The 13,281-nt window shown below is 53.4% G+C and carries 11 protein-coding genes; 10 read left to right on the plus strand and 1 reads right to left on the minus strand.

Features of this window, described 5'->3' with window-relative positions:
* The first annotated feature begins 191 nt into the window (after positions 1-191).
* The 10 genes from rlmN to OGX89_RS09190 all read left to right on the plus strand — a co-directional run bounded on the left by rlmN (position 192) and on the right by OGX89_RS09190 (position 11,827).
* Positions 192-1,358: a dual-specificity RNA methyltransferase RlmN gene (gene rlmN, locus OGX89_RS09145; protein WP_003037713.1), complete on the plus strand. Its 1,167-nt coding sequence runs from the start codon at positions 192-194 to the stop codon at positions 1,356-1,358.
* Positions 1,359-1,641: 283 nt separating this feature from the next.
* Complete coding sequence (gene rodZ, locus OGX89_RS09150; protein ID WP_125112731.1) at positions 1,642-2,628, plus strand: cytoskeleton protein RodZ; 987 nt, start codon at positions 1,642-1,644, stop codon at positions 2,626-2,628.
* 26 nt (positions 2,629-2,654) lie between these two features.
* Positions 2,655-3,773, plus strand: coding sequence for a flavodoxin-dependent (E)-4-hydroxy-3-methylbut-2-enyl-diphosphate synthase (ispG, locus tag OGX89_RS09155; protein ID WP_003037720.1), 1,119 nt, complete (start codon positions 2,655-2,657; stop codon positions 3,771-3,773).
* Between the two features lie 110 nt (positions 3,774-3,883).
* On the plus strand, positions 3,884-5,158 hold the full coding sequence (hisS, locus tag OGX89_RS09160; protein ID WP_003835173.1) for a histidine--tRNA ligase: 1,275 nt from the start codon (positions 3,884-3,886) through the stop codon (positions 5,156-5,158).
* A 13-nt stretch (positions 5,159-5,171) separates the two neighbouring features.
* A complete protein-coding gene (locus OGX89_RS09165) occupies positions 5,172-5,792 on the plus strand; it encodes a YfgM family protein (protein ID WP_003835172.1) in 621 nt (206 codons plus the stop codon).
* Between the two features lie 10 nt (positions 5,793-5,802).
* On the plus strand, positions 5,803-6,981 hold the full coding sequence (gene bamB / locus OGX89_RS09170) for an outer membrane protein assembly factor BamB (RefSeq protein WP_125112730.1): 1,179 nt from the start codon (positions 5,803-5,805) through the stop codon (positions 6,979-6,981).
* A 117-nt stretch (positions 6,982-7,098) separates the two neighbouring features.
* Entirely contained in the window at positions 7,099-8,571 is a 1,473-nt protein-coding gene (der, locus tag OGX89_RS09175; RefSeq protein WP_003835168.1) for a ribosome biogenesis GTPase Der, read from the plus strand.
* A 300-nt stretch (positions 8,572-8,871) separates the two neighbouring features.
* Positions 8,872-10,413: a peptide MFS transporter gene (locus OGX89_RS09180; protein WP_003835166.1), complete on the plus strand. Its 1,542-nt coding sequence runs from the start codon at positions 8,872-8,874 to the stop codon at positions 10,411-10,413.
* Between the two features lie 63 nt (positions 10,414-10,476).
* Positions 10,477-11,559: a Gfo/Idh/MocA family oxidoreductase gene (locus tag OGX89_RS09185; protein ID WP_125112729.1), complete on the plus strand. Its 1,083-nt coding sequence runs from the start codon at positions 10,477-10,479 to the stop codon at positions 11,557-11,559.
* Positions 11,560-11,611: 52 nt separating this feature from the next.
* The gene (locus OGX89_RS09190) at positions 11,612-11,827 is read left to right on the plus strand and encodes a zinc ribbon domain-containing protein (protein ID WP_063941705.1); all 216 of its coding nucleotides are present in this window, start codon (positions 11,612-11,614) and stop codon (positions 11,825-11,827) included.
* Here the strand turns inward: OGX89_RS09190 and xseA are convergent.
* Positions 11,824-13,197, minus strand: coding sequence for an exodeoxyribonuclease VII large subunit (gene xseA, locus OGX89_RS09195; RefSeq protein ID WP_125112728.1), 1,374 nt, complete (start codon positions 13,195-13,197; stop codon positions 11,824-11,826). The two genes, OGX89_RS09190 and xseA, sit on opposite strands and share 4 nt — an antisense overlap.
* Positions 13,198-13,281 lie beyond the last annotated feature (84 nt).

Below are 13,281 nucleotides of genomic sequence, written 5' to 3' on the forward strand. Positions count from 1 at the left end.
GACGCTGATGCGTCTTATCAGGCCTACGATCTTCCTTTACATATTATTTTCGCTAATGCTTCGTGCAAACGTGGCATCCCTGCGCCAGACTTTGTACAATGCAACGCCCCGGAAGAGCAGATCGCTTGCCGGGGCGTTTCTTTTTAACCCTCCACGGGCCACAACGTGTAACAACGAGGCCGGAAAAAATTATGTCTGAATTAGTTAACACCTCTGAAGTCGTCATTCCTGCGGTTCCAAATAAAAATGGAAAAATTAACCTGCTGGATCTGAACCGTCAGCAAATGCGCGAATTCTTCAAAGAGATGGGCGAAAAACCGTTTCGTGCCGATCAGGTCATGAAGTGGATGTACCACTATTGCAGCGACAACTTTGATGACATGACTGACATCAACAAGGTGCTGCGTAACAAGCTGAAAGAAGTGGCTGAAATTCGCGCCCCGGAAGTGGTGGAAGAGCAGCGTTCTTCTGACGGTACGATCAAATGGGCTATCGCGGTTGGCGATCAGCGCGTTGAAACGGTGTATATCCCGGAAGACGATCGTGCGACCCTGTGTGTTTCTTCACAGGTCGGGTGCGCATTAGAGTGTAAATTCTGCTCTACGGCGCAACAGGGCTTTAACCGTAACCTACGGGTATCGGAGATCATTGGTCAGGTCTGGCGCGCGGCGAAGATCGTTGGTGCGGTGAAGGCTACGGGCGTGCGTCCTATTACCAACGTGGTGATGATGGGGATGGGCGAGCCGTTGCTCAACCTGACCAACGTGGTTCCGGCGATGGAAATCATGCTCGATGACTTCGGTTTTGGGCTGTCCAAGCGTCGCGTCACGCTCTCCACCTCAGGCGTTGTCCCTGCGCTGGATAAGCTGGGTGATATGATTGACGTCGCGCTGGCGATTTCTCTGCATGCGCCGAACGATGAAATTCGTGACGAAATTGTACCTATCAACAAAAAGTACAATATCGAAACATTCCTTGGTGCGGTTCGTCGTTATCTGGAGAAGTCCAACGCTAACCAGGGTCGTGTAACCATTGAGTATGTGATGTTAGATCACATCAATGATGGCACTGAACACGCGCATCAGCTGGCAGAACTGCTGAAAGATACGCCGTGTAAGATCAACCTGATCCCGTGGAACCCGTTCCCGGGCGCGCCGTATGGCCGTAGTTCTAACAGCCGTATCGATCGTTTCTCCAAAGTGTTGATGAGCTATGGTTTCACTACCATCGTGCGTAAAACACGTGGTGATGACATCGATGCAGCCTGCGGTCAGCTGGCGGGCGACGTTATCGACCGTACCAAGCGTACTCTGCGTAAGCGTATGCAGGGCGACGCTATCGACATTAAGACCGTTTGATGTTGGCGCACTACGGTATAATTCCTGTACCGTAGTGCAACGTAAGCCATATGAGGTTTTTTGTTGTCGTCGTCAGGTCAATAATAACGGTGCGTTTTTGTCGACTTTAAGGCAGTATGTAACGGCGTAACAAGTATTTAGCCCTCAGGTTTACGCCGTTTTGTCATTGATAGTCTGACCGTTTTATACTGTCTGACGAAGGTTAACTGACCAGATGTTTCGCGGTGTGGGTGAGCATTGTGGCTCGCCGGCATCAGAACCCAAATTTACGCAGCTGTAGCGAATGAATACTGAAGCCACGCACGACAAAAATGAAACACTATCCACCGGCGTTCGTCTGCGCAATGCCCGTGAACAACTCGGATTCAGCCAGCAGGCAGTCGCGGAGCGACTTTGCCTGAAGGTCTCCACGGTACGCGATATTGAAGAAGATAAGGCGCCAGCCGATCTTGCTTCAACATTCCTGCGCGGGTATATCCGTTCTTATGCGCGTCTGGTGCATATTCCTGAAGAAGAACTGTTGCCAGGGCTGGAAAAACAGGCTCCGATTCGACCAGCTAAGGTCGCACCGATGCAGAGCTTTTCGCTCGGTAAGCGTCGTAAGAAACGTGACGGCTGGTTAATGACCTTTACCTGGCTGGTGCTGTTTGTCGTTGTCGGACTGACAGGCGCCTGGTGGTGGCAGAACCATAAAGCGCAGCAGGAAGAGATCACCACCATGGCCGATCAATCCTCTGCTGAGCTGAATGCCGGTAAAGAGGGTGCGCAGAACGTACCGTTAGATACCAGCGCAGCAGCAGGGCAGGATACCCCTCCGGCTCCTGACGATGGTGCGGTGGCGGACGCAGCGCCAACGCCAGACGTTGCTGCGACCCCGGCACCCGCCGCTGATGCGCAACAGAACGCCGTTGTTGCCCCTTCTCAGGCTAACGTCGATACCGCAACCGCGCCAGCTACATCGGCCCCTCTGCCGACCGATCAGGCAGGTGTGACTACACCTGCAGCCGATCCTAACGCGCTGGTGATGAACTTTACCGCCGATTGCTGGCTGGAAGTAACCGATGCGACCGGTAAAAAACTGTTCAGCGGGATGCAGCGTAAAGACGGCAATCTAAACCTGACCGGTCAAGCGCCGTACAAACTGAAAATTGGCGCCCCGGCGGCAGTGCAGATTCAGTTCCAGGGTAAACCTGTCGATCTGAGTCGTTTTATCAGAACTAACCAGGTTGCGCGTCTGACCGTTAATGCCGAACAATCACCGGCTCAGTAACAGACGGCAATGCGGGAGATTTTTTAATGCATAACCAGGCTCCAATTCAACGTAGAAAATCGACACGCATTTACGTTGGGAACGTGCCGATCGGCGATGGTGCGCCCATCGCCGTACAGTCTATGACTAATACGCGTACCACGGATGTGGAAGCGACGGTTAATCAGATTAAAGCGCTGGAACGCGTAGGCGCAGACATTGTTCGTGTCTCTGTACCGACAATGGATGCCGCAGAAGCGTTCAAGCTTATCAAACAGCAGGTTAACGTCCCGCTGGTTGCCGATATTCACTTCGACTATCGTATCGCGCTGAAGGTAGCGGAATACGGTGTTGATTGCTTGCGTATTAACCCAGGTAATATCGGCAGTGAAGAGCGTATTCGCATGGTGGTGGATTGCGCTCGTGATAAAAATATTCCTATCCGTATCGGCGTCAACGCCGGATCGCTGGAAAAAGATCTGCAGGAAAAATACGGTGAACCGACGCCGCAGGCGCTGCTGGAATCCGCTATGCGCCACGTGGATCACCTCGATCGTCTGAACTTCGATCAATTCAAAGTCAGTGTTAAAGCGTCTGACGTTTTCCTCGCCGTAGAATCCTATCGCCTGCTGGCGAAACAGATCGATCAACCGCTGCATCTGGGGATCACCGAAGCCGGTGGCCTGCGTAGTGGTTCGGTGAAGTCCGCGATCGGCCTTGGCCTGCTGTTATCTGAAGGGATCGGCGATACGCTGCGTGTTTCTCTGGCAGCCGATCCGGTGGAAGAGATCAAAGTGGGTTTCGATATCCTGAAATCGCTGCGCATTCGCGCGCGCGGGATCAACTTCATCGCTTGCCCAACCTGTTCGCGTCAGGAGTTTGACGTTATTGGTACGGTTAACGCGCTGGAGCAACGCCTGGAAGATATCATTACGCCAATGGACGTTTCGATCATCGGCTGCGTGGTAAACGGTCCTGGTGAAGCGCTGGTTTCTACGCTGGGCGTGACGGGCGGTAACAAGAAAAGCGGCCTGTATGAAGACGGCGTGCGTAAGGACAGACTCGATAACGACGACATGATTACGCAGCTTGAAGCCCGCATCCGCGCTAAAGCGAGTATTCTGGACGAAGCGCGTCGTATCGACGTGCAGCAGCTTGAAAAATAACAACGTGATGGGAAGCGGCGTGCTTCCCGTGTATGATTGAACCCGCATGGCGCCCGCATTGTTCGGGTTAGCGCTGAGGGTTCATTTTTATATTCATAAAGAGAATAAACGTGGCAAAAAACATTCAAGCCATTCGCGGCATGAACGATTATCTGCCTGGCGAAACCGCCATCTGGCAGCGCATTGAAGGCACTCTCAAAAACGTGCTCGGTAGCTACGGTTACAGTGAAATCCGCTTGCCGATTGTAGAGCAGACCCCGTTATTCAAACGCGCGATCGGTGAAGTTACCGACGTGGTTGAAAAAGAGATGTATACCTTTGAGGACCGTAATGGCGACAGCCTGACGTTGCGTCCTGAAGGGACTGCGGGCTGCGTACGCGCCGGCATCGAACATGGTCTCCTGTACAATCAGGAACAGCGTCTGTGGTATATCGGGCCGATGTTCCGCCACGAACGTCCGCAGAAAGGACGCTATCGTCAATTCCATCAGCTGGGTGTCGAAGTATTTGGCCTGCAAGGCCCGGACATCGATGCGGAGCTGATTATGCTGACCGCTCGCTGGTGGCGCGCGCTGGGTATTTCTCAGCATGTTAGCCTTGAGCTGAACTCAATCGGTTCGCTTGAAGCCCGCGCTAACTACCGTGATGCGCTGGTCGCCTACCTGGAACTGCACAAAGAGAAACTGGACGAAGACTGCAAGCGTCGTATGTACACCAATCCGCTGCGCGTTCTCGACTCCAAAAACCCGGAAGTACAGGCGCTGCTCAACGACGCGCCTGCACTGGGCGACTATCTTGATGACGACTCTCGCGAGCACTTCGCGGGCTTGTGCAAACTGCTGGAATCCGCAGGCATTGCCTATACCGTCAATCAGCGTCTGGTTCGTGGTCTTGATTACTACAACCGCACCGTATTTGAGTGGGTCACCAGCAGCCTGGGCTCTCAGGGCACCGTGTGTGCCGGTGGTCGTTACGACGGTCTGGTAGAGCAACTTGGCGGTCGTGCAACGCCTGCCGTGGGCTTTGCTATGGGTCTGGAACGACTTGTTTTGTTAGTTCAGGCAGTTAATCCGGAATTTAACGCAGATCCTGTTGTCGATATATACCTGGTTGCTTCAGGGGCGGACACGCAGTCGGCGGCAATGACGCTTGCAGAACGTCTGCGCGATGAAGTTCCTGGTGTGAAACTGATGACAAACCACGGTGGCGGCAACTTTAAGAAACAGTTTGCCCGTGCCGATAAGTGGGGCGCCCGCGTTGCACTGGTACTGGGCGAGTCCGAAGTGGCTGACGGTACTGTTGTAGTGAAGGATTTGCGCTCTGGTGAGCAAACGGCAGTAGCGCAGGATAGCGTTGCCGCGCATTTGCGCACTTTACTGGGCTAAGGAGAAGGACAGCGTGGAAATTTACGAGAACGAACACGACCAGGTTGATGCGGTAAAACGCTTCTTTGCTGAAAACGGCAAGGCGCTGGCTGTTGGGATCATTTTAGGGGTTGGCGCGCTGGTTGGTTGGCGTTACTGGACCAGCCATCAGACGGAGTCCGCACGCTCTGCTTCTCTGGCGTATCAAAATACGGTGACTGCGGTTAGCGCGGGTAAACCGGACAGCATTCCTGCCGCTGAGAAATTTGCTGCAGAGAATAAAAATACCTACGGCGCGCTGGCTTCACTGGAACTTGCGCAGCAGTTTGTTGACCAAAATGAACTTGAGAAAGCTGCAAGTCAGCTGCAACAGGGCTTGGCTGCAACCAGCGATGAAAATCTCAAAGCGGTGATTAACCTGCGTCTGGCTCGTGTTCAGGTTCAGCTTAAACAGGCTGATACCGCGCTGAAAACGCTCGACACTATTAAAGGTGAAGGGTGGACGGCCATTGTTGCCGATCTGCGCGGTGAAGCGTTGCTGAGCAAAGGCGACAAACAAGGTGCGCGTAGCGCATGGGAAGCGGGTGTGAAAAGCGATGCCTCTCCTGCTCTGAGCGAAATGATGCAGATGAAAATCAATAATTTGTCCATCTGAGAGGGACCCGATGCAATTGCGTAAATTACTTCTGCCAGGGCTGCTTTCCGTTACCCTATTGAGCGGCTGTTCACTGTTTAGTGGCGAAGAAGATGTCGTTAAGATGTCCCCATTACCGGTGGTTGAAAACCAGTTTACTCCGTCTACGGAATGGAGCACCTCCGTAGGTAACGGTATTGGTGATTTCTATTCCAATCTTCACCCTGCGCTGGCGGATAACGTTGTCTATGCAGCCGATCGCGCTGGTGTAGTGAAAGCATTGAACGCAGGCGACGGTAAAGAAGTCTGGTCTGTGAATCTGGGTGAGAAAGACGGCTGGTTCTCCCGTGCATCTGCACAGCTTTCTGGCGGTGTAACCGTGTCTGGCGGACATGTTTACATTGGCAGCGAAAAAGCACAGGTTTATGCGTTGAATACCAGCGACGGTACCACTGCATGGCAGACGAAAGTCGCCGGTGAAGCGCTGTCTCGTCCTGTTGTGAGCGATGGCGTAGTACTGATCCACACCAGCAACGGCCAGTTGCAGGCATTAAACGAAGTTGATGGCGCCATCAAATGGACCGTTAACCTCGACATGCCTTCCCTGTCTCTGCGTGGTGAATCCGCTCCGGCAACTGCCTTTGGCGCAGCTATTGTCGGCGGTGATAACGGTCGCGTGAGCGCCGTGCTGATGCAGCAAGGCCAGATGATTTGGCAGCAGCGTATCTCTCAGGCGACAGGCCCAACGGAAATCGATCGTCTGAGCGACGTTGATACCACGCCGGTTATCGTCAATGGCGTTGTTTACGCGCTGGCTTATAATGGTAACCTGACGGCGCTGGATCTGCGCAGCGGTCAAATTATGTGGAAACGCGAACTAGGCTCGGTGAATGATTTCATCGTCGACGGTAACCGTATCTACCTGGTTGACCAGAATGACCGCGTACTGGCGCTGACAACCGATGGTGGCGTGACGCTGTGGACGCAAAGCGATCTGCTGCACCGTCTGCTGACGTCCCCGGTATTGTATAATGGCAATCTGGTCGTCGGTGATAGCGAAGGCTACCTGCACTGGATTAACGTTGACGATGGTCGTTTTGTTGCCCAGCAGAAAGTCGACAGCTCAGGTTTCCTGACCGAGCCGGTCTCTGCTGATGGTAAACTGCTGATCCAGGCGAAAGACGGTACGCTGTACTCCATTACACGTTAATCGTCCCGGCCGCTCGCTTTGAAAAACGGCTCCTGGTGCAGGGGCCGTTTTACTGTTTTTAACAACGGCGCAAAAATGTGCCCGTTGTCTGATGATTTTTTAAATGAGGCTTTAAACATGGTACCTGTGGTCGCGCTTGTCGGGCGCCCTAACGTTGGCAAATCCACGTTATTTAACCGTCTAACTCGCACCCGAGATGCGCTGGTTGCGGATTTCCCGGGTCTGACTCGTGACCGTAAGTACGGTCGTGCGGAAATTGAAGGCCGTGAGTTTATCTGCATTGATACCGGCGGTATTGATGGCACCGAAGACGGTGTTGAAACCCGTATGGCGGAACAGTCGCTGTTGGCTATCGAAGAAGCAGACGTTGTGCTGTTCATGGTGGATGCGCGTGCTGGCCTGATGCCAGCGGATGAAGCTATTGCTAAACACCTGCGTTCGCGCCAGAAACCGACGTTCCTGGTCGCCAACAAAACTGACGGACTCGATCCTGACCAGGCGGTTGTTGATTTCTACTCATTGGGTCTGGGTGAAATTTATCCGATTGCGGCGTCCCATGGTCGTGGTGTTCTCAGCCTGCTGGAGCATGTTCTGCTGCCGTGGATGGATGACGTTGCTCCTCAGGAAGAAGTGGATGAAGACGCAGAATACTGGGCGCAGCTTGAAGCCAAAGAAAACGGCGAAGAAGAGCCTGAGGACGATTTCAACCCGCAGGATTTGCCGATTAAACTGGCAATCGTCGGCCGTCCGAACGTAGGTAAGTCCACGCTTACTAACCGTATTCTCGGCGAAGACCGCGTGGTGGTTTACGACATGCCGGGAACCACGCGTGACAGTATTTATATTCCGATGCAGCGCGATGAACGCGAATATGTGCTCATCGATACCGCGGGTGTGCGTAAGCGCGGCAAAATTACCGAAGCGGTAGAAAAATTCTCAGTAATCAAAACGCTGCAGGCAATTGAAGATGCCAACGTGGTGATGCTGGTGATTGACGCGCGTGAAGGGATTTCCGATCAGGACCTGTCGCTGCTGGGCTTTATTCTCAATAGTGGGCGCTCACTTGTTATCGTTGTGAACAAGTGGGATGGCCTGACGCAGGAAGTAAAAGAGCAGGTCAAAGAGACGCTGGACTTCCGTCTGGGCTTTATTGATTTTGCGCGCGTACACTTTATCTCAGCTCTGCACGGTAGCGGCGTGGGTAACCTGTTTGAATCGGTCCGTGAAGCATACGATAGCTCTACACGTCGCGTGAGCACCGCGATGCTGACGCGCATCATGACCATGGCAGTAGAAGATCATCAGCCGCCGCTGGTGCGTGGTCGTCGTGTGAAGCTGAAATATGCCCATGCCGGTGGTTATAACCCGCCAATCGTGGTGATTCACGGCAACCAGGTCAAAGACCTGCCGGATTCCTACAAGCGCTATCTGATGAACTATTTCCGCAAGTCTTTGGACGTAATGGGGACGCCGATCCGTATTCAGTTCAAAGAAGGGGAGAACCCGTTTGCGAACAAACGTAATACATTAACGCCGACTCAGATGCGTAAGCGTAAGCGTCTGATTAAGCACATCAAAAAAAGCAAGTAACTGTTGCTGATGCAGATAAAAACCCGCGCTTGTCGCGGGTTTTTTTTCGTCTGCCCATTGCTGATCTCCCCCTGTGTAAAGTCAATCACTATTCGTTTTTTGCCAAGTTTAAATCTAAGAAAGTAGACATTTGTCGAGTTTTCATCTTAAAGTCCGGGGGCTGGTACTAGACAAAACTAGCCTTAGGTTATCAAATGGTTAAATAACTTTTCGCCGCATGTAAAAAATCGGTCAGATACGTAACTGGCTGGCGTACATCGCGGTGTTTACACGCACGACGACATAACTTTCGGGAGAATTATGCAATCCTCTGTTAATCAAAAAGAAAGCCGAACTTTCTTCGGTCATCCTTACCCGCTCGGCTCGCTGTTCTTCACAGAGATGTGGGAGCGCTTCTCGTTTTACGGCATTCGCCCGTTACTGATCCTGTTTATGGCTGCTACCGTTTATGACGGCGGCATGGGGCTGGCGCGTGAAAATGCCTCGGCGATTGTGGGTATCTTTGCCGGTACGATGTATCTCGCCGCGCTGCCAGGTGGCTGGCTGGCGGATAACTGGCTCGGCCAACAGAAAGCGGTGTGGTACGGTTCCATTTTGATTGCGCTCGGTCACTTGTCGATCGCGCTCTCGGCCATTATGGGGAACAACCTGTTCTTTATCGGCCTGATGTTTATCGTGCTCGGTTCCGGTCTGTTTAAAACCTGTATCTCAGTGATGGTTGGCACGCTGTATAAAAAAGGTGATGCGCGTCGCGACGGCGGTTTCTCGCTGTTCTATATGGGCATCAATATGGGATCGTTTATCGCGCCGCTGATCTCCGGCTGGCTGATTAAATCCCACGGTTGGCACTGGGGCTTTGGCATCGGTGGTATCGGGATGCTGGTGGCGTTGATCATCTTCCGCGTGTTTGCCGTTCCATCGATGAAACGTTATGACAGCGAAGTGGGTCTGGACTCAACCTGGAACAGCCCGGTAGTGAAACGTAATGGTGTGGGCGCGTGGCTGCTGGCGCTGGCCGTCGGCGTAGCTGTTATCGTTACGCTGATTGCGCAGGGCGTGATTGTGATAAATCCGGTCGCGGTTGCCAGTATGCTGGTGTATGTGATTGCCGCCTCCGTCGCGCTCTATTTTATCTACCTGTTTGTGTTTGCTGGTCTGAACCGCAAAGAGCGCGCCAGACTGCTGGTCTGCTTTATCCTGCTGGTTTCCGCCGCGTTCTTCTGGTCTGCGTTTGAGCAGAAGCCAACCTCGTTCAACCTGTTCGCTAACGACTACACTAACCGTATGATCGGCGATTTTGAAATCCCGGCGGTCTGGTTCCAGTCGATAAACGCACTGTTTATCATTCTGTTGGCACCGGTATTCAGCTGGGCGTGGCCGAAACTGGCGAGCATGAACATTCGCCCGAGCAGCATCACCAAGTTCGTTATCGGTATTCTCTGTGCCGCTGCAGGCTTTGGTCTGATGATGCTGGCAGCGCAAAACGTTCTCAGTAACGGTGGCGCAGGCGTCTCCCCATTCTGGCTGGTGGGCAGTATCCTGATGCTGACGCTTGGTGAGTTGTGCCTGAGCCCGATCGGTCTGGCGACCATGACGCTGCTGGCCCCGGAAAGAATGCGCGGGCAGATGATGGGCCTGTGGTTCTGCGCCAGTGCGTTGGGTAACCTGGCCGCAGGTCTGATTGGTGGTCATGTGAAGGCCGACCAACTGGATATGCTGCCGGATCTCTTCGCTCGCTGCTCGATTGCGTTGCTTATCTGCGCCGCGGTACTGATCGTCCTCATTGTGCCGATCCGTCGCATGCTGGAGAATACGCAAACTAAACCGGCTACTAGCGCCTGATAACACCTCGATTGTGCCGGGGCAGACGTGATGTCCCGGCCAATTCATTTACGAGGTGAGAACATGCTGTTAGGGTTTGTTGGGCTTGGCGCAGTCGTTGAAACGGCATACTTGCCCGTATTGCGTAAACTTTACGGTGATTCCCTGGGCTGTGTGGGATTTGACGTGCAACCCGCAAAACAGCCCGCTGGTGTGACACGCTGTGCATCGCTCGCTGAACTTCTTGCAACACCGCTTGATACCCTGTTTATCACCACCGCATCCCTGCATCATCTCGATGTGCTTGAACAGGCGCTGGCCGCTCCCATCGCACGAATCGTGGTTGAAAAACCGATTGTTGCCACGCTTTCCCAAATTGAAAAACTGAAAACGCTGCTGGAGCAACCCGACGCTGCCGACCGTGTGCTGGCGCTCGACCACTGGATGGCGCGCAATGGCGCAATGCAGCTGGCATTGGGAAAACTCGGTGCGCAGTGGCAGGGCGATAACCCACAACAGGCACTTGTCTCTCACTTTTCAGACGTTGTTAAAATTGACGGTTTTTTGCAGGAGCCGAGCGGATATAACGCTACAGGAGAGCCGATCGCGCTCAACTTTGCCACTGGTGAGCCAGATACGCGTGAGCTTCGCCACCCGGACGGTGTGATTCTGGACATTGGCACACACGTACTGGCCATGCTGCGTGAAACAGTGCGTTACCTGGGCGGTAATGACAGCATGACCCTGCAGGTGAAGAGCGCTAAAGACCGTCTGGGACGTAACATCATCCAGGGTGACCTGACCACGGCTGAAGGTGAGGCGCATCTGCAAGGACTGATTAGCGGTGTACCGTTGGATATCTGGCTGAATAAATACGCGGGGCCTGCTGGCGGACAAAAAGGTCTGCGCCTTTATCTGCGTGATGGGCGTATCATCAGCTACGACCGACGGGGTGCCGACGATGTGCTCGAATTGATTGACGGTGATGTTGTGCAACGCTGGTTTCTGCCTGGTACGATTTATGCCCATTGTCTGGCGGAACATATTCTGGGGACGCAAAGTCTGTTTGAACGCAGCCCGCAGGAGGTGAGCCGCACGACGCAGCGCAGGCTGGATGAGGTAGAACGATTACTGATCCTACAGCAACAGTTGCGTGGTTCACACTAAGCGTATCATGGTAAAATTAGCGCAGAATTGAACACCATTTAAAGGAGTCACCATGTCGATGACCTGCCCGGATTGTCATGCAGAACTGGAACCACAAAACGGTGTGGCACACTGTGAAAACTGTAAAAAAGATATTCCGTTAGAAGCGCTCTGCCCGGAGTGCCATCAGCCACTCCAGGTGTTAAAAGCCTGCGGGGCGGTGGACTACTTCTGTCAGAATGGCCATGGTCTGATCTCGAAGAAACGTGTGGAATTTGTGCCGGTTTAATCTGGCTTTTTCTTACGCGTTTTCTTTGCCGTCGTTACGCCTTTCACTTCGCTCTCTACCCAGCCGTCTGACAGGCGGGTAGTGAGCACATCACCGGTTTTTACCTGTTTGGTCTGCTTCAGCACTTTGCCGTCGGTCGCGGTAGTGACGCTATAGCCGCGAGCGAGCGTCGAGAGAGGACTCACCGCTTCAAGATGCGTCACCACATTACCGAAGCGTTCTCGCTGTGCACTTAAACGCGCGCGGATATTCTCTGCCAGACGGTACTCCAGTTGCTGAATACGGGTTTGCGCCCGATAAATGCGCGGCTGTGGGTTTTGCTGGCTCAGGCGTTGACTTACGCGCTGTTGGCGCTGATTGGCCTGCTTAATCTTATTCTCAAGGGCGAAATTCATCCTCTGACGCAGCCGCTCCAACACGGTCTGCTGACGGGCCAGACGCAGTTGCGGATGTTGCTGTTGCAAACGGTGATGAAGCTGGGTAAAGCGACGAGTACGGTTGGCGATGTAGTAGTCCATCGCCATCTCCAGACGCTGCTGGCCATGCTGAATTTGACGCAGCAGTTCCAGTTGATTGCGGCTAACAATTTCCGCCGCTGCTGATGGCGTAGGCGCCCGTAAATCTGCAATAAAATCGGCAATAGTGACATCTGTTTCGTGGCCGACGGCGCTTACTACCGGAATGCGGCTGGCAAAGATTGCCCGTGCTACGCGTTCGTCGTTAAAACTCCACAAATCTTCCAGAGAACCGCCGCCTCGCCCGACGATAAGCACATCGCACTCGCCCCGCGCGTTCGCCAGCTCAATGGCGCGAACGATCTGTCCTGGCGCATCGTCGCCCTGGACCGCGGTCGGGTAGATAATAACGGGCAGGGATGGGTCACGGCGCTTCAGCACGTGGAGAATGTCGTGCAACGCAGCCCCGGTTTTCGAGGTAATGACCCCAACGCAGTGAGCCGGAGAGGGTAGTGATTTTTTGAACTGCTGATCGAATAGCCCTTCAGCCTGCAGTTTGGCCTTGAGTTGCTCATATTTTTGCTGCAACAAGCCTTCACCAGCTGGCTGCATGCTCTCAACAATTATCTGGTAGTCGCCACGCGGTTCGTACAACGTAATGTTGGCGCGTACCAGGACCTGCTGACCGTGCTGCGGGCGGAACATTACCCGTCGATTGCTGTTGCGAAACATCGCGCAGCGTACCTGGGCGGAGTCATCTTTGAGCGTGAAATACCAGTGACCGGAGGATGGCTGAGTGAAATTCGAGATTTCACCGCTGATCCAAACTTGTCCCATTTCCTGCTCAAGCAGCAAACGAACCGTCTGATTTAGGCGGCTTACGGTAAAAATTGAGGTGGTCTGAGAGGATAACATGTGAGCGGGATCAAATTCTAAATCAGCAAGTTATTCAGTCGAAAGTAACATGCTCACAGAGGAGCGCAAGGTTTTTTTGCAAAA

Source organism: Citrobacter sp. Cpo103 (assembly GCF_030332605.1).
GTDB classification, from domain to species: Bacteria; Pseudomonadota; Gammaproteobacteria; order Enterobacterales; family Enterobacteriaceae; genus Citrobacter; species Citrobacter portucalensis.

Coding starts and splice junctions, on each gene's coding strand:
- rlmN (WP_003037713.1), top strand. CDS start 192: ATGTCTGAATTAGTTAACACCTCTGAAGTCGTCATTCCTGCGGTTCCA.
- rodZ (WP_125112731.1), top strand. CDS start 1,642: ATGAATACTGAAGCCACGCACGACAAAAATGAAACACTATCCACCGGC.
- ispG (WP_003037720.1), top strand. CDS start 2,655: ATGCATAACCAGGCTCCAATTCAACGTAGAAAATCGACACGCATTTAC.
- bamB (WP_125112730.1), top strand. CDS start 5,803: ATGCAATTGCGTAAATTACTTCTGCCAGGGCTGCTTTCCGTTACCCTA.
- der (WP_003835168.1), top strand. CDS start 7,099: ATGGTACCTGTGGTCGCGCTTGTCGGGCGCCCTAACGTTGGCAAATCC.
- OGX89_RS09180 (WP_003835166.1), top strand. CDS start 8,872: ATGCAATCCTCTGTTAATCAAAAAGAAAGCCGAACTTTCTTCGGTCAT.
- OGX89_RS09185 (WP_125112729.1), top strand. CDS start 10,477: ATGCTGTTAGGGTTTGTTGGGCTTGGCGCAGTCGTTGAAACGGCATAC.
- OGX89_RS09190 (WP_063941705.1), top strand. CDS start 11,612: ATGTCGATGACCTGCCCGGATTGTCATGCAGAACTGGAACCACAAAAC.
- xseA (WP_125112728.1), bottom strand. CDS start 13,197: ATGTTATCCTCTCAGACCACCTCAATTTTTACCGTAAGCCGCCTAAAT.